This window comes from Saccharopolyspora sp. NPDC000995 (assembly GCF_053599315.1).
This window is the reverse complement of sequence record NZ_JBSFLZ010000110.1, coordinates 1-24,352: the sequence shown is the minus strand read 5'-3', so window position 1 is coordinate 24,352 and position 24,352 is coordinate 1. Positions and strand designations below refer to the sequence as shown.

Sequence of the window (24,352 nt, the reverse complement as noted above, 5' to 3'; positions counted from 1 at the left end):
GTATATCATTGAAGACGGTCTGTGCTGGTGGGGGGGGGCGGCCCGGCCCGCCCCCCCCCACTCTGAGGTGCAGGTCATCCGCTTGCGCGACCATGCTCAATGCTGCATCAGATGCAATTCCGCGAAAAATCAGCTGCAGCCGGAGGTAGAGCCGCAGCCCTCGCACAGGTAACAGGAGCCCGACGGGCGCATCTTGGTGCCGCAGGTCATGCACAGCGGCGCGTCCGCGGCCTTGCCCAGGCGCAGTTCCAGCAACTCGGTCGAGCTGCCCGCCCGCTGCTCCGCTACCTTAGGCTGCTCGGATCTCTGCGAATAGTCCACGGTGGAACGCATCGTGTCCAGGTCGACGTCCGAGCTCTGCTCGGCCGACACCAAATCGGTGCCGTTGACCTGTGCCTCCCGCTCGTCGACGGTGAAGACGCCCAGCTGAGCACGTTTCTCGTAGGGCAGGTAGTCCAGCGCGAGCCGGCGGAACAAGTAGTCCAGCACGCTGCTGGCCATCCGGATGTCCGGGTCATCGGTCATCCCGGCCGGTTCGAAGCGCAGGTTCTGGAACTTCGAGACGTAGAACTCCAGCGGGATCCCGTACTGCAGACCCACCGAGATCGACATCGAGAAGGCGTCCATGACACCGGCCAGCGTCGACCCCTGCTTGCCCAGCTTGACGAAGATCTCGCCCAGCCCGTCGTCCGGGTATGAACCGGCGTGCAGGTAGCCCTCCGCGCCACCGACGGTGAACGACACCGTCTGGCTCGGGCGCTTCTTCGGCAGGCGCTTGCGGACCGGGCGGTACTCGATCTGCTTCTCGACCGCCTTCTCCGACTCGCCCTTGTTGCCCTTGCCCGCCGACAGAGGCTGGCCGACCTTGCAGTTGTCGCGGTAGATCGCCAGCGCCTTCAGGCCCAGCTTCCAGCCCTCGAAGTAGAGTTGCTCGACCTCTTCGACGGTCGCCGACTCCGGCATGTTCACCGTCTTGGAGATCGCACCCGAGATGAACGGCTGCACCGCGGCCATCATCCGCACGTGGCCCATCGGCGCGATCGAGCGCCCGCCCATCGCGCAGTCGAAGACCTCGTAGTGCTCGTGCCGCAGGCCAGGCGCGTCGACCACGTGGCCGTTCTCGGCGATGTACTCGACGATCGCCTCGATCTGCTCTTCCTGGTAGCCCAGCGCCTGCAGTGCGCGCGGCACCGTCTGGTTGACGATCTGCATGGAGCCGCCGCCGACCAGCTTCTTGAACTTGACCAGCGCCAGGTCCGGCTCGATGCCGGTCGTGTCGCAGTCCATCATCAGGCCGATGGTCCCGGTCGGGGCCAGCACCGAAGCCTGCGCGTTGCGCCAGCCGTTGCGGGCACCGATCTCCAGGCCTTTCTGCCACACCTTCGTCGCCAGCTTGTGCACGGAGGCGTCGTTGCGGTGGTAGGTGCGGACCAGGTCGTTAGCTGCCGCGTGCTTGCGCATCACGCGCTGGTGGGCCTCGGCGTTGCGGGCGTATCCGTCGTACGGGCCGACCACGCCGGCCAACTCCGCCGACCGTTTGTAGGCGGTACCGGTCATCAGCGAGGTGATCGCCGCCGCCAGCGCCCGGCCGCCGTCGGAGTCGTAGGCGTGGCCGGTCGCCATCAGCAGCGCGCCCAGGTTGGCGTAGCCGATGCCCAGCTGCCGGAACTTCCGGGTGGTGTCGTCGATCGCTTCGGTCGGGAAGTCCGCGAAGCAGATCGAGATGTCCATCGCGGTGATGACGAACTCGACGGCCTTCTCGAACAGATCGGCGTCGAAGGTCAGGTCATCGCGCAGGAATTTCAGCAGGTTCAGCGAGGCCAGGTTGCAGCTGGAGTTGTCCAGGTGCATGTACTCCGAGCACGGGTTGGACGCGGTGATCCGGCCCGTCTCCGGCGAGGTGTGCCAGTCGTTGATCGTGTCGTCGTACTGGATGCCCGGGTCGGCGCACTCCCAGGCAGCCTTCGCCATCTTGCGGAACAGGTCGCGGGCCTGCACCGTGTCCAGCACCTCGCCGGTCATCCGGGCCCGCAGCCCGAACCGTCCGTCGCTCTCCACCGCGCGCATGAACTCGTCGGAGACGCGCACGGAGTTGTTGGCGTTCTGGTACTGCACCGAGTTGGAGTCGGCGCCACCGAGGTCCATGTCGAAACCGGCGTCGCGCAGCGCGCGGATCTTGTGCTCCTCGCGCGCCTTAGTGTCAATGAACTCCTCGATGTCCGGGTGGTCGACGTCGAGCACCACCATCTTCGCCGCGCGGCGGGTCGCACCGCCGGATTTGATGGTGCCCGCGGACGCGTCGGCGCCGCGCATGAACGACACCGGACCGGACGCGGTGCCGCCGGAGGACAGCAGTTCCCGCGAGGAGCGGATGCGGGACAGGTTCAGCCCGGCCCCGGAACCGCCCTTGAAGATCAGGCCCTCTTCCTTGTACCAGTCGAGGATCGACTCCATCGTGTCGTCGACCGACAGGATGAAGCAGGCCGACACCTGCTGCCGGGAGCTGGTGCCGACGTTGAACCACACCGGCGAGTTGAAGCTGAACACCTGGTGCAGCAGCATCCAGGTCAGCTCGTGCTCGAAGATCTCGGCTTCGGCATCAGTCGCGAAGTAGCCGTGTTCGACGCCCGCTGCGACGTAGGTCAGCACGACGCGATCGATGAGCTGCCGGAGGCTGCTCTCGCGGGTGTCGCTGCCCACCGCGCCGCGGAAGTACTTGCTGGTGACGATGTTGACGGCGTTCAGCGACCAGAAGTCGGGGAACTCCACCCCGCGCTGTTCGAAGTTGACCGACCCGTCCCGCCAGTTGGTCATCACCACATCGCGGCGCTCCCACTTGACCTCGTCGTAGGGGTGCACCCCCTCCGTGGTGTAGACGCGCTGCACCCGGACGCCCTCGCGGGCACCTGCTTCCGGCTCCCCCGATGCGCCGGCCGGGCTACCGACGGTCTCTGTCATGACCTGACCCTCTTCCTTATCACTCGCTCGTCGTGCTTCGTCGGCCCCGTCCGGTCTTCCCGTCCGGTTCGGTCGTGACTCAGTGTTCAGCGATGCCCCACCGTGGGCCGTCCGCTGACGTCTTGCGTTTCCGCCCCCGCGGCGGGACGTGCGCCGACGCGGCTTACTCACGGCCGCTCTCCGCGTTTCTGCTCCGCACCGGCCTGCGCGGCGCGCCGTGCCGCGCGGAGGTCGGCGATCTCCTTCTCGAAGTCCTCCACCGAGGAGTACGCCCGGTACACGCTCGCGAAGCGCAGGTAGGCGACCTCGTCCAGCTCCCGCAGCGGTCCGAGGATGGCTAGCCCCACCTCGTGGCTCGGCAGCTCGGAAACCCCCAGGGACCGGACCGTGTCCTCGACCTGGTGCGCGAGCTGCTGCAGCGCGTCCTCTTCCACCGGGCGCCCCTGGCAGGCGCGGCGCACGCCCCGCACCACCTTCTCGCGACTGAAGGGCTCTGTGACGCCGGAACGCTTGACCACCGAGAGCACGAGCTCCTCGATGGTCGTGAACCGCCGACCGCACGTCGAGCATGATCGCCTGCGCCGGATCGCCTGGCCTTCCTCGACCTCGCGCGAATCGACGACCCGGGAGTCCTCGCCGCGGCAGAACGGGCACCGCACCGCCCCTCACCCCTTCCCCAGTTTGGTCGCGGTCACCTCCGGCAACCAGCGCCCAACTCACCGTCCGTACGTGCGCGAGTACCCTAAAGCCCAACCTGTGGACTAAATACATGGCCGTAACTACTAGATGTTGTGGTCGACTGTAAACTGCGGCGTACCGCGAAGCAAACTCGACCCACCCCTTCGGGCAGGCCGGCCGCAACCGATCGGCCCAGCCGGCGGAAACACCGAGGTCGCCACCGAAACCGCCGGACGCGAGCCGCCGGGCGACCACCGGCAGGCAGGATCGCACCGCCCGTCGGCGGTCCACCGGCGATTCCCCGGCAGAGCAGCCTCGCGCGGATCAGTCGCCGACCGGAACCCTCAACAGCCGACCGGCCTCCACGGCGGTCGCATCCAACTCGTTGAGCTCGACGATCTTCGCGACTACGGCGCGCGGGTCGCTGTCCGGCACCACCCAGTCCGCGATCCCCCAGGAAGTGTCACCGGCGCGGACTTCCACGACTGCGGTACCACCCGTCACGGGCGAGTCACCGAGCCCGAAGAGCCCCACCAGCATGACAATGAGGGAAGTGAAGATCGCCACCGAGGTCAGCCAGAGCCACTCGCCCCGCCGGCGAGCCCGGTCGCACGCGGCGACCGATTCCTCGGCGGACGCGCCGGGCGCGCGGAAGATGACCCGACCGGGAACGCGCTTGGCGCCGTCGCGCGACTGCGGCACCTCGACCGTATCGCCCACCCGTCGCCGCTCGACGACCTCCCGCCCGGCAGGACGCGCTCGCCTCGCCGCATCGATGAACGTGGTCATGATGCCTCCCACACCGGAAAACATGATCGAATAGACGTTCGATCGAACCTGCGTGCGATTGTGGACCACGAGCACCCCGCAGGGCGAGACTTGAGGCCTGAAATTAACTCGAACAGGTGTTTGATCTCTGGGTTTCTCCCGTCTACTGTGGAAATCGGGCGGACCGAACTCCCCCGCGATCAGTACCGCATTCAACGGACAGGAGGCAGCGGTGGCGAGTAATGCGACCGGCTCGATCAAGGGCCGCGTACAGGATGTCAAGGACGACTCCCGGGCCGACGTGCACAACCTGCCCGAACAGGCCGGCGGGGCCGACGAGCTCAGCGATCGCCAGCTCAAGGTGCTGGAGGCCATTCGGAATTGGATGCGCGAGCACGGCTATCCGCCCAGCGTTCGCGAGATCGGCGATGCCGTCGGGCTCACCTCGACGTCGTCGGTGGCCTACCAGCTCCGCGTGCTGGAGCGGAAGGGCTACCTGCGCCGGGATCCGCACCGGCCACGCACCGTCGGCGTACTCGTCGGCGGCGAGCCCGACTCCCCGGAGCTGGCCGGGCAGGCCAAGCCCGCCTACGTGCCGGTGGTGGGCCGGATTGCGGCCGGCGGCCCGATCCTGGCCGAGGAATCCATCGAGGACGTCTTCCCACTGCCGAAGGAGATCGTCGGCGACGGCACTCTCTTCCTGCTCAAGGTGGTCGGCGACTCGATGGTGGACCTCGCCATCACCGACGGCGACTGGGTGGCGGTTCGCCAGCAGCCCGATGCGGAGAACGGCGATGTCGTCGCCGCGATGATCGACGGCGAAGCGACTGTGAAGACTTTCAAGCGAACCGACGACCACGTGTGGCTGCTGCCGCACAACACTGCCTACGAACCGATCCTCGGCGACGACGCAGCGATCCTGGGTAAGGTCGTCGCGGTGCTGCGGCGTCTCTGACCTTCGGACGGCCAGCCTCGGCCGGGTCGTACGACAACCGGACCTCCGCCGCCTGGCCGCAGGATGTCGGCTGGTGCATCGCGCGCAGGCGGCGGAGCCTCGGCCTGTGATGTCTGATGAACACAGCCGGCCGGGCTTGCGGAAGTCGGTAGGCCTGGCGTATGCGGGGCTTCGCTCGCAGCGATGCGGGTAGCAAAACTTCGGACATCGGTTAGCTTGGCTTCCCGGCCGGTACACGTCCGGGTCAAGCAGGTGACCTGCTCAACTCTCGCGCGGCCGCTCAGCGAGTTCGGCGGCGCAGCCGACGGGTCACGTAGATGAGCATTCCCGCCACGGCGGCCGCGAGCAGAAGAGCTCGACCGGCGGACATCCCGGAGCCGGTCCGGTCCGCCGGTTGGGCTTGGTCAACGTCACCGCCCGGCGCTGGCGTAGCCGAGCCACCGCCTTCGGTGTGCGCCCCGGTGGCTCGCGCTGCTGCCGCCACCCCGGGAATATGCCGGACCGGCTGGTTGCCTTCGGATGCGGACAGCAGTGTGCCGTCCGGTTCCCACGCGATCGCCTCGCCTTGCTGCTCGTTCGGCAACGAGATGCGCAGCGGTTCGCGCTGGAACGCCGAGACCAGGTCGCCGTCCGGAGCGTCATACACGTACGCCTCGGTGTAGGTGCGGATCGCGACCACCGTGCCGTCCTGGCTCACGGAGCCGCCCGTCACCAGAACCGAGCCGAGCGAGCCGTTCAAGGGGCCGCCCGGTGTCTGCGTGGAACGCAGCGAGATCGAACCGACCCGCTCCAGCGGCACCGTGCGATCCGCCGCCAATGGTCCGGCCGGGCGGTAGATACCGGCCGAACCGAGCGGTTCCTTGGTGACGATGTGCGGCACGCCGGCCCGGTCGAGCAGCAGGGCCTCCGCGTCATGCGACCCGTCCGGGTACGCGAGGCGGTACCGCGTCGCGCCGCCGCCTGGCGGCATCACGTGCAGCGCGATGTCGTCCCGGCGGCGACGGTTGTCCCCGGTGTCGGCCAGCCAGAGCGATCCGTCGTGCCCCAACGCGAGGTCCTCGACGTTCTAGGGGTCGTTCGACGCCGTCCGGATTCCGCGGACCGAGCAGTCGGCTGGATCCAGCACGAAAACCCGCAGCGAGTTGCCGCCATCGCTGGTGGCGTACCAAACCGAGCCGTCCGAGGCGAAACCGGACAACTCGGCGAGGCGCTTGTCGTCAACACGGCATCTCTCTACCGGCGCGAGCGTCTGCTCCGCTGTGGCCTCGGGCGCCGTACCCGAAGCCCCGAACAGCAGCAGTGCGGCCGCAGCCACACCGCCCGCAACGGCAGTGCTCACCCTGTTCTGGCGAACGGCTGGAGCGCGCTGGCTAGGTCGGGCCGGACCTTGGCGCGGACCCGGGTGCCGTCCGGGGTGTGTTCCTCCTCGACCACTTCACCTTCGGCGTGCACCCGCGCGACGAGTTCGCCACGGGTGTAGGGCACCAGCGCGTCCACGAAGACGTCGGGCCGGGGCAGCCGGTCGGCGATGGCCTCGTGCAGCTCCTCGATGCCCTTGCCGCTGTGCGCGGAGACGAACACCGCGTCGGGCAGCAGGCGCCGAAGCTCGGCCATCCGGGTCGCACCGACCGAGTCGATCTTGTTGACGACCAGCAACTCCGGCGGCATCGCGGCCGTGTGGTCCTCGGCGATCTCGTTCAGCACTTCGCGCACCGCGGCGACCTGTTCGTGCGGCGACGGTTCGGAGCCGTCCACGACGTGCACCAGCAGGTCCGCGCCGCTGACCTCTTCCAGCGTCGAGCGGAACGCCTCCACTAGCTGGTGCGGCAGGTGCCGGACGAAGCCGACCGTGTCGGTCAACGTGTAGTTCCGGCCGTCCGGCGTGCTGGCCCGCCGCGTGGTCGGGTCCAGGGTGGCGAACAGGGCGTCTTCCACCAGCACTCCGGCCCCGGTCAACGCGTTCAGCAGGCTGGATTTTCCGGCGTTGGTGTAGCCGGCGATGGCCACGCTGGAAACCGCGTTGGCCTCCCGCCGACCTCGCTTGGTGCCGCGCACCGTGCGCATCGCGGAAAGGTCCTTGCGAAGCCTGCTGATGCGCTTGTGGATGCGCCGCCGGTCGGTCTCCAGCTTGGTCTCACCGGGGCCACGGGTGCCGACGCCGCCGTTGGCACCGGCACGACCACCGGCCTGCCGGGACATCGTCTCGCCCCAACCGCGCAGGCGCGGCAGGAAGTACTGCAGCTGGGCGAGCTCGACTTGCGCCTTGCCCTCCTTGGACCGGGCGTGCTGGGCGAAGATGTCCAGGATCAGGGCTGTCCGGTCGACCACCTTGACCTTGAGCTTTTCCTCCAGCTGCCGCAGCTGACCGGGTGAGAGCTCACCGTCGCAGATGACGGTGTCCGCCCCTGTGGCGACGACGATGTCACGCAGCTCGCGGACCTTGCCGGAGCCGACGTAGGTGCCGGGATCCGGGCGGTCGCGGCGCTGGATGATGCCTTCCAGCACCTCAGAGCCGGCGGTCTCGGCGAGCCGGGCGAGCTCCGTCAACGACGCATCGGCGTGCGCGGCGTCGCCGTCGGTCCAGACCCCGACGAGCACCACGCGCTCGAGGCGGAGTTGGCGGTATTCGACCTCGGTGATGTCCGCGAGCTCGGTGGACAGACCGGCGATCCGCCGTAGCGACGCACGGTCTGCGAGCTCCATCTCGCCCGTGGACGGTTCCGCAGTGAAGATCGGTTCGTATTCGTCGGCTTCGACCGCATCGCGGTCTAGCTCGGCGGACCAGGTCAAAGAGTTTTTCATATCGAACCCATTGTCCCACGGTCCGCGACCGATTTTCACGCCTCACGCCCGACATTACCCGTTTGCACTGGTGCGACGCGTGCCAGCGGCGGTTACGGCTGCTGCCACCAGGCGGGATCGAGGTTTCCGCGGGCCACCAGGACGGCGGGGCCGGTCAGGGTAGAGCTGGTCGCGGTGACCTCCACCTCGACGATGCCGCCCGGGATGTGGACGACCCGGCGCCCGGTTTCCGCACCGGCGGCGCGCAGCGCCGCGACCGTGGCGGCGACCGTTCCGGTGCCGCAGGAACGGGTTTCGCCGACGCCTCGCTCATGCACGCGCATCTGCACGTGGTCACCTTCCAGCGGCCGGACGAACTCGACGTTCACGCCGTTCGGGAAGATGTGTTGGTCGTGCGGCGGGGCGGTCTTGAGATTCAGCTCGGCGAGGTCCACGTCGCTCACGCAGGCCAGGTGCGGGTTGCCGACATCGACGGCGACTCCGGCGAAGGCGTGCCCGGAGACGCTCGTGGTGGACTCTCCGAAGACCTTTGCCGGGCCCATGTCGACCGTGACCTGGCCGTCGTCGCGGGTTCGGACCCATCGGAGGCCGGCGCGCGTGCCAACCGGCAGCTCGCCGGGTGCGGCCAGCCCGGCGTCGACCAGGTAGCGGGCGAACACCCGCACACCGTTGCCGCAAATCTCGGCGATCGAGCCGTCGGCGTTGCGGTAGTCCATGAACCACACGTCGGCCGGTATGCCGACCGGGGCATCCTCCAGCGCCCCGGCCCGGATGACCCGCAGCACGCCGTCTGCTCCCAGCCCGCGGTGCAGGTCGCACAGCGCCTGCACCCGCTCGTCGGTGAGCTTCAGCGCGCCGTCTGGGTCGGGCAGGATGACGAAGTCGTTCTGGGTGCCGTGGCCCTTGATGAACTCGGGCCCTTGGGAGGAATGCACGCGCCCAGTCTACGTTCGCCGGGTCGCCGGGTCGGCGCGGCTCGACGCCGACCTGCGGCAAACAGCGTTCGGGGCGTCGCCTCGGACGACAAGCGCTGGTTTCCTACGCGCCCAGCACCGCGCGGACGTCGGATACCAGCGTCGGGTTGGCGGCGTCGAACCAGTTGATCCGCGCGTCTCGGCGGAACCACGAGCGTTGCCGCCGCACGAAGCGGCGGGTGAGCTTCGCAGTCTCGGCCGCAGCAGCGGCCATATCCCGCGCGGCGTCGAGCTCGGCGAGCACCTGCTGGTAGCCCAGGGCGCGGCTGGCGGTGCGGCCGCGCCTAAGCCCGGCCTTCTCCAGCCTCCGGACCTCGTCGACCAGCCCGGCGTCGAACATCCGGGTCACTCGGCGGTCCACCCGGTCGTCGAGGTCTTCGACCGGCCGGTCCAGGCCGATCAGCACTGCTCCGTAGCGTGGTGGTCCGGGTTTGGGCAGGTTCGCCGAAAACGGCCGCCCGGTGATCTCGATGACCTCCAGCGCCCGGACGATGCGGCGAGCGTTGCTGGCCAGGATGGCTTCCGCGGCCGCCGGATCGAGTGCCCGCAGCCGCTGGTGCAGCTCGGCCGGGCCGACCCGCACCAGCTCCTGCTCGTACTTGGCCCGCACCTGCGCGTCGGTGCCGGGGAAGGACAGGTCGTCGACGACGGCCTGCACGTAGAGGCCGGAGCCGCCCACCAGCACCGGGGTCCGGCCCCGGGCGAGAACGTCTTCGACGACGTCGCGCGCCTGCTGCTGGTAGGCCGCCACAGAGGCAGTTTCCGTGACGTCGAGGACGTCCAGCAGGTGGTGCGGGATGCCGCGGCGTTCCGCGGCGGAGAGCTTGGCCGTCCCGATGTCCATCCCGCGGTAGAGCTGCATGGCGTCGGCGTTGATCACCTCGCCGTTGAAGGCCGAGGCCAGCTCGATGCCGAGGTCTGACTTGCCGGTGGCGGTGGGACCGACGATCGCCACCAAATACGGGAAGGACTGCACCCCTCGACCTTAGAAGCGCGTGCTGGGCGCGCAGCACAGCGGTCCGCCCGGCGTTTCTGCTGGCCAGGGGCCGTGAGCTCGTTGGGGCGCTGGAGTAGCTGTTTGGTGTGATCGTCCGGGGTGCGGTAGGGCGGGCTTTTGAAGCGGCAATGCCGCTTAGCCGACCCTCGCAACGCACCGCCACGGGTTCGGAGGTCGTCCGGTGAGGACAGCCGAAGCCGCGTATTGGTCGTGCACAAGCGGGAATCCCGCAGGCCAGACACCTCCGCACCGCCACGCAAGACGGGTGTGGGAGCAGCCCCTGCGGACCACCTATTCAGGCTGTGCGGGTCCAGGTCGCCACGTGGTAAGTGACGCCGAACGGGGTGGCCGAATACAGCAGTTCGCCGCGCCAGGTCCCGCCGGTGGCCTCAACAACTCCGGGCAGGACCTGGAGCGCGGCCCGGGCCGAGACGCCGAGCTCAGCGCACGGTTCCGGTTCCAGAGCGAGCAGCGCTGCCGTGTCGACGTCAGCCAGGGCGGTGCGGATCCGCTCGTCGACCGGCTTGGCCCGCTCGTCCGGCGAGTATGGCGACCGCTCGTCGGAGCAATTGGTGCCATCGGCGAGAACCAGGAGGCCGACATCGTCGGCAGCCAGCTCGGCGCCGAGCCGCTGGCAATCCCCGGTCGGCGTGTCCGGCGCCAACAGGTGCGTCGTGACCGCCAGCGCCCTTGCTTGCTCGCGAAGGAGTCCGGCGATCAACGCGGGCAGCGGCAGTTCCGGATCAGGGGTGCCGACGCCACCAAGAGTCACCGGGAAGTCGACGCCGAAGCCCGCGAAAGTGCCCGCCGTGTCCGGTCCGAACAATTGCGGCCCTGATTGATCTACGCCAACAGCCACCCATTCGGCGGCAGAGTCAGTCAGACTGGACACGGCGCGCAGACAGGCGCCCCGCAAGCGAGCAGTTTCCGGGTCGGCCCGCACGGTCAACGCGGGAACCAGCAACGGCGGGTACGGCACCACAGCGACACGGGTGATCACACCTGTGCACGGTAGAGGTCACGGGCGAGTTGGCTAGAGCAGGGAGCCGCAACCGGCGGCAGGAGGCTGAGGCGGGTTTCCGCCCCCTACCCGCTGCGGCCGAACAGGCGCCTGATGACAATGAAGCCGTACAGGTCACAGGTTCGATCCGAACACCACGTCGCGGTACGCGCCGACTCCCCGGCGCACCGGTTCCGCAACGGAGTACCGATTCGCGCCCTGACCTGTTTGAATGCGCCAGCGGAGGCCGGACCACCGGACGGTTCGGGTCGACGCTTGCTGGGCCCCGCCGATGCGGGGCGCCCGTGCCGGACACGGGCATCAGAGCGGGCACGCAAGGAGGAAGCCGGCCATGACGCACCAGGACACGACCCCCGAGGCAGTCGCCAACAAGGCGGCCGCGGACTCGACCACCAGCACCACCGGGTCACCCACGGCTGCGCCCGCGGTACCGACCGCTTCCGCCGACCCTGCCAAGTGGGGGCGGGTGGACACCGATGGCACGGTGTACGTCCGCACCCCCGAAGGGGAGCGGGCGATCGGTTCCTGGCAGGCCGGTGATGCCGCCGAGGGCTTGGCCCTCTACGCGCGGAAGTTCGACGACGTGCTAACCGAGGTCGAGCTGTTGGAAACCCGGTTGAGCACCCACGCCGGTGAACCGAAGCACACCCTGACCAGCGCGAAGCATCTGCGCGACTCGCTGGCCGAAGCCGCCGTGATCGGCGATTTGGCGGCGTTGACAGCTCGGATCGAGCACCTGGTGGTGCAGGCCGAGCAGGCCGTCAAGGGCGCAAAGCACGAGAAAGAACGCGCCCGGGCGGACGCCGTCGCCCGCAAGGAAGCGCTGGTCGCCGAGGCCGAACAGATCGCCGCCGAGTCCACGCACTGGAAGAACGCCGGCGACCGGCTGCGCGAGATCCTCGACGAGTGGAAGAAGGTCCGCGGCGTCGACCGCAAGACCGACGAGCAGTTGTGGCGCCGGTTCTCCAAGGCACGGGACGCCTTCAGCCGCCGCCGGGGCTCGCACTTCGCCGAGCTCGACCGGCAGCGCGCGGCGTCCAAGGCGCACAAGCAGGAACTGGTCGAAGAAGCGGAGTCGCTGACCGAGTCCACCGACTGGAGCGAAACCGCGAACCGCTACAAGCAGCTGATGGCGGAGTGGAAGGCCGCCGGACGCGCCCCGAAGGACAGCGACGAGCTGCTGTGGCAGCGTTTCCGCGCCGCGCAGGACCGGTTCTTCAGCCGCCGGTCGGAGGCGTTCTCCGAGCGCGACGCCGAGTTCGCCGCGAACGCCAAGCTGAAGGAGGAGCTACTCGTCGAGGCCGAGCAGATCGACCCGTCGGCCGACCTGAAGGCCGCGCAGGCCCACCTGCAGCGGATCCAGGAGCGGTGGGACGAGATCGGCAAGGTGCCGCGGGAGCGGATGCGGGAGCTGGAGGGCAGGCTGCGCACGATCGCCGACCGGGTGCGGTCGGCTGCCGACGCGCAATGGCGGCGCACCGACCCGGAGGCGCAGGCCCGGGTCGACCAGTTCCGCGACCGGGTGGAGCAGTTCGAGGTGCAGGCCGAGAAGGCCCGCGCGGCGGGTGATCAACGCCGTGCGAAGCAGGCGGAGGAGCAGGCCACCCAGTGGCGTGAGTGGCTGACGGCTGCGGAGCAAGCGATCGCCAGCCGCTGACGGCGGGTTTCGACACCGCAGGCCCACCCGCCCGCGCGTCCGGCGCACCGGACTCGCCGTTAGGCGAGCAACCTCGCCCGGAGGGCGGCGAGGTCGTGGTCGGTGCAGCCGCCGGAGCGCAGGTGGGCCGCTGCGTCGAACGAAGCGAGGGCCGCCGACAGCGCCTCGACCCTGGTGGTGCCGTGTTGGGCGAGTGCCTCGTCGATCAGCGGTTCCTGGTCTGGCCGGCCGAGCCTGGCGAAAAGCGGTCGGAGCCGGTCGTGGCTGAGCTCGTGGTCGGAGATGATCTCGTCGGCCGCCACCCCGGCGAAGGCGAGCAGGACCAGTGCGATGATCCCGGTCCGGTCGCGGCCGGCGCTGCAGTGCACGAGCACCCCGCCTGGTTCGGCGTGCGCGATCGCGGTGACGACTTTGGCGGTGCGATCCGGGAAGCGGTCGAGGAACGGCTTGCAGTAGAGCGGCGTGCCGTGCAGCTGCTTGCCCCAGTAGCCCCAGAACTCGACGTCGTCGACGGGGTTCAGCGACAGCCGCAAGGCGGTCAGCTCAGGTGGGCGCGCCGATTGTGCGGGCAGCCCGCCGCTGCCTTCTTCGGTCAGGTCGATGACGGTGCGGATGCCGTGCTCCAAGACCTGCCCCCACCCCGATTCGGTCAGGAACGCCGGGCTCGCGGACCGCACGACAGCACCCCATCGGAGCCGACTGCCGTCCGCTGCGGGCAGCCCGCCCAGATCGCGAACGTTGTAGCCGCCGTCCCACTGGAGATCACGTGACATGCCGATGAGACGCCCGCGGAGGTGATCGGGTTGCTTGCCCGACGAACCAGAGGTCAGGAACGGGACCAGACGATCCGCATCCACTGCACGGCCAGCACGGCCATGCACGCCACCGCGAGCAGCAGGCCGATCGACGGGCCCTCCGCGCCGCTCGTCTGGCGCGACCAGATCGCGATCACGCCCTCGAACGTCACCACCACACCGGCGAGCCCGGCCAGGAAAGCGAAGATCCAACGCCGGGTGATCAGCGCCAGGGCGCCCAGGCCGATCCCGACGATCGTCGAGTTGATCGCGAACAAGCGCGGCAGCAGGCCGATCTTGAGCGCCGGGTCGGCCTGCCCCATCAGCACTTCCCAGCCCGCGGCACCGCGGACCCACGGCAGCAGCGAGCACAGGACGAGCACGAGCATCACCGATGCGATCACCATCGCGCGCGTGCCGGGGTCGATGCGACGCAGCACCTCGCGCTCCGACCCGGTCAGCGCGCGGCGCGACCCGTGCGAACCTTCCGCCTTGCTCAACACGCACATCCCTGCTGCTCGGTGGGCTGCTGCGGCGGGGTCCCGAACGACGGCAGCCCGAGGCTGACTCCGGAGGTCTTGGGCCGCACGCCCTCTTCCCAGTGATCACCGGCGGTGGTGCGGCGGTGGCCGGTGATGTCCGTGTCGGCGACCAGGTGGTGCGGCGCGGCACGCGTGATCGTGGTGCGCACGACGTCGCCAGGCCGGATCTCGCCGTCGGCTGCACCAGTCGGGGTGAAATGCACCAGCCGCCCGTCGCGGGCCCGACCCGAGAGCCGGTGCGTCTTGGCGTCCTTGCGGCCCTCCCCCTCGGCGACCAGCAGCTCCGCCGGGCGACCGACCAATTTCTTGTTCTCCTCCCAGGAGATCTCGTTCTGCAGTGCGACCAGCCGGTCGTAGCGCTGCTGCACGACCTCCTTGGGCAGTTGGTCGGCCATCTCGGCGGCGGGCGTGCCGGGCCGCTTGGAGTACTGGAAGGTGAACGCGCTGGAGAACCGCGCCTGCCGCACGACCTCCAACGTCTGCTCGAAGTCCTCCTCGGTCTCGCCGGGGAAGCCGACGATTATGTCGGTGGTGATCGCCGCGTCCGGCATTGCCTCGCGCACGTTGCGCACGATGTTCAGGTACCGCTCGCAGCGGTAGGAGCGGCGCATCGCCTTGAGGACGCGGTCCGAACCGGACTGCAGCGGCATGTGCAGCTGAGGGCAGACGTTCGGCGTCTCGGCCATCGCCTCGATCACGTCGTCGGTGAAGTCGCGCGGGTGCGGCGAGGTGAAGCGGACCCGCTCCAGCCCCTCGATCTTCCCGCAGGAGCGCAGCAGCTTCCCGAACGCGAAACGGTCCCCGAACTCGACGCCGTAGGCGTTGACGTTCTGCCCCAGCAGCGTCACTTCGAGCACGCCTTCGGACACCAGCGCCTGCACCTCGGCGAGGATCTCGCCAGGGCGGCGGTCCTTCTCGTTGCCGCGCAGCGCGGGCACGATGCAGAACGTGCAGGTGTTGTTGCAGCCGACCGAGACCGACACCCAGCCCGAGTAGGCCGACTCGCGGCGCGCGGGCAGGGTGGACGGGAAGACGTCCAACGATTCGAGGATCTCGACCTCGGCCTCGTGGTTGTGCCGGGCGCGCTCCAGCAGGCTCGGCAGCGAGCCGAGGTTGTGCGTGCCGAACACGACGTCCACCCAGGGGGCCCGGTTGACGATCGTGTCGCGGTCCTTCTGGGCCAAGCAGCCGCCGACCGCGATCTGCATGTTCGGGTTGCGGTCCTTGGCCGGCCGCATGTGCCCGAGCGTGCCGTAGAGGCGGTTGTCGGCGTTCTCCCGGACCGCGCAGGTGTTGAACACGACCACGTCGGCGGCGTCGGACTCGGCGCGCACGTATCCGGCCTCTTCCAGCATGCCTGCGAGCCGCTCGGAGTCGTGCACGTTCATCTGGCAGCCGAATGTTCGGATCTCGTACGTCCTCGTGCTCACCATTCCACGGTAGCGCCTGGTCAGATTGTGGATTCACCCGCCCGGGCGGGTCCGCGGTGGCCGGCGACGTGCGCCGAACCGGAGGTTTCGGACCGGCTTCGCGACTCCGGAGCGTAACCAACTTGCAATCAGCGTTCTCCGAAGCTGACTGGACTATCCCCCATCGGGGGCTTAAATTTCGGCCATCGAATCCACTTGACGCGTTCAGGAGAATGAATGACCGCAGCTCCCACGGACGTCCCGATGATCCGGATGTCCGCGGTCGACAAGTACTTCGGCTCCTTGCACGTGCTGCGGGAAATCGATCTCGAGGTCCCCAAGGGCCAGGTCGTCGTGGTCCTCGGGCCGTCGGGTTCCGGCAAGTCGACGTTGTGCCGGGCGATCAACCGCCTGGAGCCGATCAACTCCGGCCGCATCGAAGTCGATGGGGTGCCACTGCCCGCCGAGGGCCGCGCGCTGGCCGAACTGCGCGCTGACGTCGGCATGGTGTTCCAGCAGTTCAACTTGTTCGCGCACAAGACGATCCTGGAGAACGTGACGCTGGGCCCGATCAAGGTCCGCAAGCAGAGCCGGGACGAAGCTCGGGACAGCGCTCTGCAGCTGCTGGAACGGGTCGGTATCGCGAATCAGGCCGAGAAGTACCCGGCGCAGCTCTCCGGCGGACAGCAGCAGCGAGCCGCGATCGCCCGCGCGCTGGCGATGAAGCCGAAGGTGATGCTGTTCGACGAGCCGACTTCGGCGCTGGACCCCGAGATGGTCAACGAAGTCCTGGAGGTCATGACCAATCTCGCTGCCGAGGGCATGACCATGCTGGTGGTCACGCACGAGATGGGCTTCGCGCGCCGTGCTGCGCACCGCGTGCTCTTCATGGCCGACGGTGAGGTGGTCGAGGACGCCGCGCCGGAGAAGTTCTTCAGCGCGCCGAAGAGCGACCGCGCCAAGGATTTCCTGGGCAAGATCCTCACCCACTGACCCACTTCAGAGAGAGGCAAGAGCCAGATGCGAGGCAAGAGGACTCGGTTGGTCACGGTGCTGGCTGCGTCGCTGGCGCTGGCGCTCAGCGCCTGCGGCGGTGGCGGCGGCAACCAGCTCGGCGGTGGTGGCAACGACGTGGCGGTCGACCAGAACGCCCAGTTCGAGCCGGGCACCACGATGGCCAACCTGAAGCAGGCCGGCACCATCCGGATCGGCACCAAGTTCGACCAGCCGCTGTTCGGCCTGAAGGGCCTCGACGGCAAGCCACAGGGCTTCGACGTGGAGATCGGCAAGATCGTGGCCGGCAAGCTCGGCATCCCGGCCGACAAGATCGAGTGGGTAGAGGCGCCCAGCAAGACCCGCGAAGAGGTGATCGAGCAGGGCAAGGTGGACATGGTGATCGCCACGTACACCATCAACGACGCCCGCAAGCAGCGGATCAGCTTCGCCGGGCCGTACTACGAGGCCGGTCAGGACATCATGGTCAAGTCCGACAACACCCAGATCACCGGGCCCGAGTCGCTGCGGCCGACTGGCGCGAAGGTGTGCTCGGTGATCGGCTCCACGCCGGCCGAGAAGATCAAGCAGTACGTGGACGAGTCGAACCTCGTGCTCTTCGACGTGTACTCGAAGTGCGCCGACGCGCTGCGCACCGGCCAGGTCCAGGCGGTAACCACGGACAACGTGATCTTGCTGGGCCTGGCAGAGCAGGGCGGCGGCCAGTTCAAGCTCGTGGAGAAGCCCTTCACCAAGGAGCCCTACGGCATCGGCATCAAGAAAGGCGACGTGAAGTTCTGCGAGTTCATCGACAAGGCGCTCACGCAGGCCAACCAGGACGGGTCCTACTCGAAGGCGTGGCAGTCCACGGCCGGCAAGGTCGCCTCGCAGACCCCGGCCCTGCCGCAACTGGACGCCTGCAGCTGATTTGACCGCGCAAGAGGGTGCCGACCTGGTTGGCCGGCACCCTCCTCGCTTGGCCGGAGTGAATCGTGCAAGTCATCATCGACAACCTTCCGCTATACCTCAACGGACTCGTGCGCACGCTGAGCATCTGCCTGTACTCGGGCGTGCTCGCACTGGTCATCGGCACCATCGCCGCCGGTTTCCGGGTGTCGCCGCTGCCCCCGCTGCGGGCCACCGGCACCACTTGGGTCACCGTACTGCGCAACTGCCCGCTGACCGTCGTGCTGTTCTTCATGGCCTTCGGGCTGCCTGAGCTGGGCCTCAACGGCTCCTACTTCTGGTTCGGAACCATCGGGCTGGCGCTGTACACCTCGGCGTTCGTGTGCGAGGCGATCCGCAGCGGCATCAACTCGGTGCCGGCCGGGCAGGCCGAGGCGGCGCGGGCGGTCGGGTTGACCTTCGGCCAGTCGCTGTCCCTGATCGTGCTACCGCAGGCGGTGCGGACGGTCGTCCCACCGCTGGGCAACGTGTTCATCGCGATGATCAAGAACTCGGCGATCGTCGGTGCCTTCGGCGTCGGCGGCGACCTGTTCGCCGTCGGCGACACGCTGACCTCCGCGCGCGGCCTGGCCGCGCTGCCGGTGCTGACCGGTGTGGTCCTGGGTTACCTGGTGATCACCATCCCGGCCGGGCTCCTGCTCGGGTGGGTCGAGCGGAAGGTGGCGATCGCCCGATGACGAACTCGGTGCTCTACGAGGCGCCCGGGCCGGTGGCCAAGCGCCGTTCGCTGCTGGCCAGCCTGATCATCGGATCGGTGCTGCTGGCCATCGTCGCTTGGGTGCTGGTGCAGCTGGGCCAGCAGGGCCAGCTGACCGCCGAGAAGTGGGGCCCGCTGCTCGACCCCACCAACGGCACCTTCGGGCCGCTGTGGACGCTGATGGGCCAGGGTCTGGCCAACACGCTGATCGCGGCGGCGTTGGCCATGGCGTTCTCACTGGTCATCGGCACGCTTCTGACGATCACTCGACTGGTGAGCGCGCCCTGGTACCGCTGGGCCGTGGTCGGGCTGATCGAGCTGCTGCGGGGCGTGCCGGTGGTCATCGCGATCTTCTTCGCGTCCCGGGTGCTGCCGTCGTTGGGCATCGACCTGTCCGCGATGTGGTTCCTGGTCATCGGTTTGACCGCGTACAACTCGGTGATCATCGCGGAGATCGTCCGGGCGGGCATCCTGGCCCTGCCGAAGGGGCAGGGCGAGGCCGCCTACGCCATCGGGCTGCGGCGCAGCCAGGTGATGACCTCGGTGCTGCTGCCGCAGGCCTTCCGGGCCATGCTGCCGGCGCTGATCAGCCAGCTCGTGGTGATCCTGAAGGACACCTCACTGGGCTTCATCCTGGCCTACGTGGACGTGGTGCGGCAGGCTCAGGTAATCATCCAGAACCTGAACAACCCGATCCAGACGTACTTCGTGGTCGCGGTGCTGTTCATCCTGATCAACTACGCGTTGAGCAAGCTGGCCACCTACACCGAGCGGCGCCTGAGCCGCGCTCGCAAGGGCAAGATCGCAACGGTCGAACTGCAGCAGACCGGCGCGGCAACGGGCGACTGAGGGCGCCTGCCCTGCTGTGGTCCCAGATGAAGGGCACCTCTTGCCAACTTGATTGGCAAGAGGTGCCCTTCGTCCATCACTGCCCTAGGCGCGGTATCGGGAGTTGAGGAGCTTCTCGCGGATGGCGGCCGGGGTGCGCGAGCGCCCATCCGGCGCCTGCGATATCCGCTGTGGACACCGTGCGCCCGGCGTCACGGCGGCGAGCTACCAACCGAGGTTGTGCGCGTCGGCGATGCCGGTGTTCGCGCCGCTTGCCGCGAACGGTGCCATGACGAGGGCGGGCGCACCCAGGTGCGCCCGCCCTTCGGAGTAGCGATCGGCCACCACCATCTCTGGTTGCCAGGCCAGCACGCTCAACGAAATTCTGCGCTTGATGAGCGTCGCATACACGGCTGTCCTCAGGGCGTTCTGGTGCTGCGTTGGTTACTGGACGACACTCGTATGTCGGCGCTCGGCCCGTGACAACGCGATAGCCGTGTCCACAGCGCAACTACCGCGACGACGGCATCACGGTGCGCGCGGGACGCAGACCGTCCTTGCATGGGGCACTGCTTACGGCGAAAGCGGCCAGTCACTCGCATGTGATCGTGGACGGCCGAGACACCTGCTAAGAAGTGGTCTTCTCGCAGGCCAACTTCACACGCCCAACAAAGTTGATCAAACAATGTCACAAGAGGTTACGCGGAAAGCCGCATTGAGCTGCACGATGAGGCGGAGCCGGTCAGTGCGGGCGGGCGTTGATCCCGGCCGGGCGCAGGGTTGCGTCGTAGGCGCGCTGCCAGGAGCCATCGGCCACTGCGGCGTCCAACATCTGTTGCAGATGCTCGGCCAGCTTCTTGTCGTCCGACTTGATCACGACGTAGCGCTTGCTGTCGGTAACCACGTACGGCCCGACTGCGGCCAGCTGCGGGGAATCGGCGTTGCCGCCGAGCAGGACGTCCACGTTGCCCGAGGCCACCGCGTCCAGCAGCAGGGTCGGCGGCAGACGCCGGAACTGCACCTGCGTCGGGGCGAGGCCGATGCGCTTCGCCAGGTCGCTGGCGATCTCGACGTCGAAGCCCTGGTACTCGCCCGCCGGATCACGGGTGACGAACTGCGGCGCGTCCGTCCGCACCCCGACCAGGAGCTGGCGCCGCTGCTTGATCCGCTCGATGGTCGGCGAGGTGTCGAGCTCGACAGAATCGCCAACCGACGGGGCCGGGCTCGACGGCGCCGGCGTGCCCGGGGCGGGCAGGTTCGGTGGCGGCAACGCGTTCGATCCGGGCGCCACATCCTGCCCACAGCCCGACAGCACGGCAGCCGTGGACACCACCGCAACGAGCGCGCGAAACCGCATCGGCCCCCTCCTCATATCTCGATCGACCACCCATGATCGCGCACCCGGCAGCCCGATCGGGAACAGATCCCCACCCTCCTGTATCGATTGTGAAATCCAGGCCACACCCGTTAGTGTGACTGTCGTCATGAGGCGCCAGCGTCGTCGCCCCGCATTCCAGTCTTTCCCGGAGGCGATCAATGGCGCCGCCAACGCAGCACGTCGTCGAACAAGTCACCCAGCGGATCGCGGAGCGCAGTGCCACGACCCGCACCGCTTATCTCGAACGCATCCAAGCGGCTGGGGCCGTCGGCCCGGCCCGCACCGAGTTGCCCTGCAGCAACCTCGCGCACGGCTTCGCGGCGTGCAGCGGTGCTGACCGGCTTGCAATACGTGGAGCCACCAAACCGGGCATCGCGATCGTGTCCGCGTACAACGACATGCTCTCGGCGCACCAGCCCTACGCCGAGTTCCCGGCGTGGCTGAAGGAAGCGGTGCGCGAGGCCGGCGGTGTCGCCCAGTTCGCCGGTGGCGTGCCCGCCATGTGCGACGGCATCACCCAGGGCCGCACCGGCATGGAGCTGTCGCTGTTCTCCCGCGACGTCATCGCGATGGCCACCGGTGTCGCACTCTCCCACGAGATGTTCGACGGTGCCCTGCTGCTCGGCGTGTGCGACAAGATCGTGCCGGGCCTGCTGATCGGTGGGCTGTCGTTCGGACATCTGCCGACCGTGCTGGTCCCCGCCGGACCGATGCCCTCCGGACTGCCCAACCCGGAGAAGAGCCGCATCCGGCAGCTGTTCGCCGAGGGCAAGGTTGGCCGCGAAGACCTGCTGGAAGCCGAGTCGGCGTCGTACCACTCGCCCGGCACCTGCACGTTCTACGGCACCGCCAACTCCAACCAACTCGTCGTCGAGGTCATGGGCCTGCACCTGCCGGGGTCGAGCTTCGTGCCACCGGGCACCCCGCTGCGCAAGGCCCTCACCGAGGAGGCCGCCCGTCGCGTCGTGCAGCTCGGGCGCGGCGCGGACTACACGCCGATCGGCGAGATCATCGACGAACGGGCCATCGTCAACGGCGTGGTCGCGCTGCTGGCCACCGGCGGCTCCACCAACCACACACTGCACCTAGTGGCCATCGCCGCCGCGGCCGGGATCGAGCTGACCTGGGACGACTTCTCCGACCTATCCGCGGTCGTGCCGTCGCTGGCGAAGGTCTACCCCAACGGTTCGGCCGACATCAACCATTTCGCCGCCGCCGGGGGCGTGCAGACGCTCGTGGGCGAGCTGCTCGACGCCGGCCTGCTGCACCGCGACGTCAATACGGTCGCCGGGCCGGGGCTGGACCGGTACCGGCAGCAGCCGTTCCTGGAGGGCTGCGAGCTCGTGTGGCGGGATGCGCCCGCGAAGAGCCTGGACCCGGACGTGCTGCGCGGCGTCGACGAGCCTTTCGCGCCCGACGGCGGCCTGCGGGTGCTGGAGGGAAACCTTGGCCGCTCGGTGATCAAGGTGTCCGCCGTCAGCGCGGAGCACCGCACCGTCACCGCGCCCGCCCGGGTCTTCGACGACCAGCACGGCTTCACCGCCGCGTTCCAGGCAGGCGAACTGAACCACGACGTTGTGGTGATGATCCGCAACCAGGGCCCGCAGGCCAACGGCATGCCCGAGCTACACGGGCTGACCCCCGCGCTGGGCGTGCTAATGGACCGCGGGCACCAGGTCGCGCTGGTCACCGACGGCCGCATGTCCGGCGCGTCCGGCAAGATCCCGGCGGCCATCCAGCTGACCCCGGAGGCTGGCGCGGGTGGCCCGCTGGCCCGCGTCCGCGACGGCGACGTGGTCCGGCTGGACGCCGACCGCGGCACGCTGGAGGTGTTGGTGCCCGACTACGAACTCGCCGCCCGCGACAACGCACCGGCTGCGCCCGGAGCCCAGTTCGGCACCGGCCGCGAGCTGTTCGCGGCGTTTCGGCAGGCCGTCGGGCGGGCCGATCGCGGCGCCAGCGTGTTCACCCAACTGCAGGCGCAGTCGACCGACGCGACCGTCTGACACCGGCGACCACCTGCGCCGACCCCGAGGAGAAGAAGCGGCTGTTTCCGCTGGTCACGTACCGTGAGTACTTTTGGGTGCGGATAGCGCCCGAAAGCACTCGCGGAAAGCCGCACGCACTAGCTAGGAACGGATGGATGGACCGCCTCATGAACACTGCAGCTGACGTGCTGGATCTCGCCCCGGTGGTGCCGGTCGTGGCGTTGGACAACGTCGCGCATGCCGTGCCGCTGGCCGAAGCCCTGCTGCGCGGCGGAATCCGCACCATCGAGGTCACCCTGCGAACCCCGGCCGGGCTGCCCGCGATCGAGCGCATCGCCGCCGAGGTGCCCGAGATGGTCGCCGGGGCGGGAACGATCATCGAACCAGGCCAGGCCAAGCGGGCCGCCGACGCCGGGGCGCGCTACCTGGTCACGCCCGGGACGACCGACCGGCTGCTCGACGACATCGACGCATCCGGGGTGCCGTACCTGGCCGGCGCGGGCACTGCGTCGGAGGCTATGCGGCTGGCCGAACGCGGGGCCACGGCGATGAAGTTCTTCCCCGCCGAGCCCAGCGGCGGCGTACCGTTCCTCAAGGCGATCGCCGGGCCGCTGCCGGACCTGAAGTTCTGCCCGACCGGCGGAATCAGCCCGCAGACCGCGCCGAACTACCTCGCGCTGCCCAACGTGGGCTGCGTCGGCGGATCGTGGTTGGCGCCGAAGGACCTGCTCACCGCCGGGGCCTGGGCGCGGATCGAGCAACTGGCCCGAGAAGCCGCCGCACTGCGGCCCCCGCAGGGCTAGCAACCGCCCCCGTGAGTGGCGGCGGGTTCCGCCCGCGGGTCCCGCCGGCACCCGCACCGCTTGGCGGGCCGATCTGCAACGCGTGCGCCACTCGTCGATGTCGATGTGCTCGCGGTCGTACGCCGTGCAGGGCGTCTTCCGCCGACATCACGGCGTGGTTGTCGTCGAGGAGTGTCCTTCCAGTGGGTTTCACAACATCGACTGCACCACCTTGACTGCAATAACAGTACTCATGCAAGCCAAGACACAGCTTCTTGAATGGAGTCAGCGACGGGGACGCCAGTCGCTTCCAAAGCACTTCGGCTCATAACACCAGTCGTCACCAGCACACAGTTGGCTCCTGCATGGGCCGCCGCTTGAGCATCGTCCACCACGTCGCCGATCACGATGGCTTCCTGTGGGTCAAGCCCCAGCTCGGCCAGATGCCGCTCCAGGTGGGCAGCCTTCGACCCTCCTCCAATTCCCGTCCGAAGACCGTCGACCCGCTTGAAAAGCGCAGTGAGCTCGTACTTCGCCACCAATGGCACCAACTCATCGTGGAACCACATGGACAGCAGAGACTGACTGCGGCCCACCGTGGTCCACTCCTGCAACACATGGGGAACTCCGTTTGCCAGGCCGCAGGTGTGTAGTAGATCCCGGTACGCCTCGTGGTACAGCACGTCGATGCGCGCCCAGTCTTCATCACTCAGCGAGCGGCGCAGCAACCGCTCGTAGCACTGCAACAGCGGACGGCTGAATACGGACCGCCACTCGTCGATGTCGATGTGTTCTCGATCGAAGGCGGTGCAGACCTCGTTCACCGCCGAGACCACGGCGTGGTTATCCGAAAAGATCGTCCCATTCCAGTCCCACACGATGTGGTTCACGCGTCGCCTTAACTTCATGGCGGGCACTCTACGATCCCGCACCGACGTTCCGGTACCACCGTCCCAGAATTAAGGATGCTCAGCTAGGACAGCGACCATGGTGACGGCCAGAAGCACCGTTGCCGCCATCCGGTAGTTGTCAAGTCAACTGAGACGGGTTGTGTTTAGTTGACTGGTTGTTGATCTTCGATGGGTTGGTTGATCCAGGCGGCTTTGGGTAGTGCGGGTGGCCGGGGTCGGCGGGTGAAGCGTTCGGGGTGTGTGGCGTGGGCGCG

Annotated in this window: 23 protein-coding genes; 8 read left to right on the top strand and 15 right to left on the bottom strand. The window is 68.4% G+C overall.

Translation table 11 applies throughout. From position 1 onward, the window contains the following. Positions 1-129: 129 nt before the first annotated feature. From ACWDKQ_RS27775 to ACWDKQ_RS27765, 3 genes are all read right to left on the bottom strand, one after another. Positions 130-2,958, bottom strand: a complete 2,829-nt coding sequence (locus ACWDKQ_RS27775; RefSeq protein WP_450141715.1) for a vitamin B12-dependent ribonucleotide reductase — start codon at positions 2,956-2,958, stop codon at positions 130-132. Between the two features lie 167 nt (positions 2,959-3,125). Then, positions 3,126-3,617 (bottom strand): transcriptional regulator NrdR, encoded by a 492-nt coding sequence (gene nrdR, locus ACWDKQ_RS27770; RefSeq protein ID WP_450141714.1) that lies wholly within the window; start codon positions 3,615-3,617, stop codon positions 3,126-3,128. A gap of 343 nt (positions 3,618-3,960) precedes the next feature. Further along, entirely contained in the window at positions 3,961-4,425 is a 465-nt protein-coding gene (locus ACWDKQ_RS27765; protein ID WP_450141713.1) for a LysM peptidoglycan-binding domain-containing protein, read from the bottom strand. A 211-nt stretch (positions 4,426-4,636) separates the two neighbouring features. Between ACWDKQ_RS27765 and lexA the strand changes: the two genes are divergently transcribed. Then, positions 4,637-5,359, top strand: coding sequence for a transcriptional repressor LexA (lexA, locus tag ACWDKQ_RS27760; protein ID WP_450141712.1), 723 nt, complete (start codon positions 4,637-4,639; stop codon positions 5,357-5,359). A gap of 280 nt (positions 5,360-5,639) precedes the next feature. Here the strand turns inward: lexA and ACWDKQ_RS27755 are convergent, their stop codons facing one another. The 6 genes from ACWDKQ_RS27755 to ACWDKQ_RS27730 all read right to left on the bottom strand — a co-directional run bounded on the left by ACWDKQ_RS27755 (position 5,640) and on the right by ACWDKQ_RS27730 (position 11,132). Then, positions 5,640-6,407, bottom strand: coding sequence for a hypothetical protein (locus ACWDKQ_RS27755; protein ID WP_450141711.1), 768 nt, complete (start codon positions 6,405-6,407; stop codon positions 5,640-5,642). 18 nt (positions 6,408-6,425) lie between these two features. Then, positions 6,426-6,698 (bottom strand): hypothetical protein, encoded by a 273-nt coding sequence (locus tag ACWDKQ_RS27750; protein ID WP_450141710.1) that lies wholly within the window; start codon positions 6,696-6,698, stop codon positions 6,426-6,428. Beyond that, positions 6,695-8,062 (bottom strand): GTPase HflX, encoded by a 1,368-nt coding sequence (gene hflX / locus ACWDKQ_RS27745; protein ID WP_450141718.1) that lies wholly within the window; start codon positions 8,060-8,062, stop codon positions 6,695-6,697. Before hflX ends, ACWDKQ_RS27750 begins: the two co-directional genes overlap by 4 nt. Positions 8,063-8,253: 191 nt before the next feature. Continuing rightward, positions 8,254-9,096, bottom strand: coding sequence for a diaminopimelate epimerase (gene dapF, locus ACWDKQ_RS27740; protein WP_450141709.1), 843 nt, complete (start codon positions 9,094-9,096; stop codon positions 8,254-8,256). Positions 9,097-9,199: 103 nt separating this feature from the next. Continuing rightward, positions 9,200-10,111 carry a tRNA (adenosine(37)-N6)-dimethylallyltransferase MiaA gene (gene miaA, locus ACWDKQ_RS27735; RefSeq protein WP_450141708.1) on the bottom strand — a complete coding sequence of 304 codons (912 nt, stop codon included), beginning with the start codon at positions 10,109-10,111 and terminating at the stop codon, positions 9,200-9,202. 316 nt (positions 10,112-10,427) lie between these two features. Then, positions 10,428-11,132 (bottom strand): hypothetical protein, encoded by a 705-nt coding sequence (locus ACWDKQ_RS27730; protein WP_450141707.1) that lies wholly within the window; start codon positions 11,130-11,132, stop codon positions 10,428-10,430. 352 nt (positions 11,133-11,484) lie between these two features. Here ACWDKQ_RS27730 and ACWDKQ_RS27725 point away from each other — a divergent pair, with 352 nt between their 5' ends. Further along, positions 11,485-12,810: a DUF349 domain-containing protein gene (locus ACWDKQ_RS27725; RefSeq protein WP_450141706.1), complete on the top strand. Its 1,326-nt coding sequence runs from the start codon at positions 11,485-11,487 to the stop codon at positions 12,808-12,810. Between the two features lie 59 nt (positions 12,811-12,869). Here the strand turns inward: ACWDKQ_RS27725 and ACWDKQ_RS27720 are convergent, their stop codons facing one another. From ACWDKQ_RS27720 to miaB, 3 genes are read right to left on the bottom strand one after another with little or no spacing between them, the layout of a single operon-like run. Beyond that, positions 12,870-13,583, bottom strand: coding sequence for a tyrosine-protein phosphatase (locus tag ACWDKQ_RS27720; RefSeq protein WP_450141705.1), 714 nt, complete (start codon positions 13,581-13,583; stop codon positions 12,870-12,872). Between the two features lie 53 nt (positions 13,584-13,636). Next, positions 13,637-14,113 carry an Rv2732c family membrane protein gene (locus ACWDKQ_RS27715; RefSeq protein ID WP_450141704.1) on the bottom strand — a complete coding sequence of 159 codons (477 nt, stop codon included), beginning with the start codon at positions 14,111-14,113 and terminating at the stop codon, positions 13,637-13,639. Beyond that, positions 14,101-15,579, bottom strand: a complete 1,479-nt coding sequence (gene miaB / locus ACWDKQ_RS27710) for a tRNA (N6-isopentenyl adenosine(37)-C2)-methylthiotransferase MiaB (RefSeq protein ID WP_450141703.1) — start codon at positions 15,577-15,579, stop codon at positions 14,101-14,103. Before miaB ends, ACWDKQ_RS27715 begins: the two co-directional genes overlap by 13 nt. Before the next feature lie 240 nt (positions 15,580-15,819). Between miaB and ACWDKQ_RS27705 the strand changes: the two genes are divergently transcribed. The 4 genes from ACWDKQ_RS27705 (at position 15,820) to ACWDKQ_RS27690 (ending at position 19,060) form a co-directional block, all read left to right on the top strand. Then, positions 15,820-16,548: an amino acid ABC transporter ATP-binding protein gene (locus ACWDKQ_RS27705; RefSeq protein ID WP_450141717.1), complete on the top strand. Its 729-nt coding sequence runs from the start codon at positions 15,820-15,822 to the stop codon at positions 16,546-16,548. Positions 16,549-16,575: 27 nt separating this feature from the next. Then, positions 16,576-17,475: a glutamate ABC transporter substrate-binding protein gene (locus ACWDKQ_RS27700; RefSeq protein WP_450141702.1), complete on the top strand. Its 900-nt coding sequence runs from the start codon at positions 16,576-16,578 to the stop codon at positions 17,473-17,475. 65 nt (positions 17,476-17,540) lie between these two features. After that, a complete protein-coding gene (locus ACWDKQ_RS27695) occupies positions 17,541-18,191 on the top strand; it encodes an amino acid ABC transporter permease (protein ID WP_450141701.1) in 651 nt (216 codons plus the stop codon). After that, the gene (locus ACWDKQ_RS27690) at positions 18,188-19,060 is read left to right on the top strand and encodes an amino acid ABC transporter permease (protein ID WP_450141700.1); all 873 of its coding nucleotides are present in this window, start codon (positions 18,188-18,190) and stop codon (positions 19,058-19,060) included. Before ACWDKQ_RS27695 ends, ACWDKQ_RS27690 begins: the two co-directional genes overlap by 4 nt. Before the next feature lie 204 nt (positions 19,061-19,264). Here the strand turns inward: ACWDKQ_RS27690 and ACWDKQ_RS27685 are convergent, their stop codons facing one another. Next, the gene (locus ACWDKQ_RS27685; protein WP_450141716.1) at positions 19,265-19,462 is read right to left on the bottom strand and encodes an FAD-dependent monooxygenase; all 198 of its coding nucleotides are present in this window, start codon (positions 19,460-19,462) and stop codon (positions 19,265-19,267) included. A 319-nt stretch (positions 19,463-19,781) separates the two neighbouring features. Next, the gene (locus tag ACWDKQ_RS27680; protein ID WP_450141699.1) at positions 19,782-20,396 is read right to left on the bottom strand and encodes a transporter substrate-binding domain-containing protein; all 615 of its coding nucleotides are present in this window, start codon (positions 20,394-20,396) and stop codon (positions 19,782-19,784) included. A 179-nt stretch (positions 20,397-20,575) separates the two neighbouring features. Here ACWDKQ_RS27680 and edd point away from each other — a divergent pair, with 179 nt between their 5' ends. Both edd and eda read left to right on the top strand, forming a co-directional pair. After that, positions 20,576-22,423 (top strand): phosphogluconate dehydratase, encoded by a 1,848-nt coding sequence (gene edd / locus ACWDKQ_RS27675; protein ID WP_450141698.1) that lies wholly within the window; start codon positions 20,576-20,578, stop codon positions 22,421-22,423. 149 nt (positions 22,424-22,572) lie between these two features. Beyond that, the gene (gene eda / locus ACWDKQ_RS27670; protein WP_450141697.1) at positions 22,573-23,208 is read left to right on the top strand and encodes a bifunctional 4-hydroxy-2-oxoglutarate aldolase/2-dehydro-3-deoxy-phosphogluconate aldolase; all 636 of its coding nucleotides are present in this window, start codon (positions 22,573-22,575) and stop codon (positions 23,206-23,208) included. A 230-nt stretch (positions 23,209-23,438) separates the two neighbouring features. Here eda and ACWDKQ_RS27665 read toward each other — a convergent pair whose 3' ends face one another. Further along, positions 23,439-24,077: an HAD family hydrolase gene (locus tag ACWDKQ_RS27665; protein ID WP_450141696.1), complete on the bottom strand. Its 639-nt coding sequence runs from the start codon at positions 24,075-24,077 to the stop codon at positions 23,439-23,441. Positions 24,078-24,352 lie beyond the last annotated feature (275 nt).

What these genes read in the sequence shown, in the direction of transcription:
- ACWDKQ_RS27775 (WP_450141715.1), bottom strand. Translation starts at nt 2,958, where the DNA reads ATGACAGAGACCGTCGGTAGCCCGGCCGGCGCATCGGGGGAGCCGGAA.
- edd (WP_450141698.1), top strand. Translation starts at nt 20,576, where the DNA reads ATGGCGCCGCCAACGCAGCACGTCGTCGAACAAGTCACCCAGCGGATC.
- miaB (WP_450141703.1), bottom strand. Translation starts at nt 15,579, where the DNA reads ATGGTGAGCACGAGGACGTACGAGATCCGAACATTCGGCTGCCAGATG.
- ACWDKQ_RS27715 (WP_450141704.1), bottom strand. Translation starts at nt 14,113, where the DNA reads ATGTGCGTGTTGAGCAAGGCGGAAGGTTCGCACGGGTCGCGCCGCGCG.
- ACWDKQ_RS27700 (WP_450141702.1), top strand. Translation starts at nt 16,576, where the DNA reads ATGCGAGGCAAGAGGACTCGGTTGGTCACGGTGCTGGCTGCGTCGCTG.
- ACWDKQ_RS27690 (WP_450141700.1), top strand. Translation starts at nt 18,188, where the DNA reads ATGACGAACTCGGTGCTCTACGAGGCGCCCGGGCCGGTGGCCAAGCGC.
- ACWDKQ_RS27705 (WP_450141717.1), top strand. Translation starts at nt 15,820, where the DNA reads ATGATCCGGATGTCCGCGGTCGACAAGTACTTCGGCTCCTTGCACGTG.
- ACWDKQ_RS27725 (WP_450141706.1), top strand. Translation starts at nt 11,485, where the DNA reads ATGACGCACCAGGACACGACCCCCGAGGCAGTCGCCAACAAGGCGGCC.
- ACWDKQ_RS27765 (WP_450141713.1), bottom strand. Translation starts at nt 4,425, where the DNA reads ATGACCACGTTCATCGATGCGGCGAGGCGAGCGCGTCCTGCCGGGCGG.
- eda (WP_450141697.1), top strand. Translation starts at nt 22,573, where the DNA reads ATGAACACTGCAGCTGACGTGCTGGATCTCGCCCCGGTGGTGCCGGTC.
- hflX (WP_450141718.1), bottom strand. Translation starts at nt 8,062, where the DNA reads ATGGAGCTCGCAGACCGTGCGTCGCTACGGCGGATCGCCGGTCTGTCC.
- ACWDKQ_RS27720 (WP_450141705.1), bottom strand. Translation starts at nt 13,583, where the DNA reads ATGTCACGTGATCTCCAGTGGGACGGCGGCTACAACGTTCGCGATCTG.
- ACWDKQ_RS27680 (WP_450141699.1), bottom strand. Translation starts at nt 20,396, where the DNA reads ATGCGGTTTCGCGCGCTCGTTGCGGTGGTGTCCACGGCTGCCGTGCTG.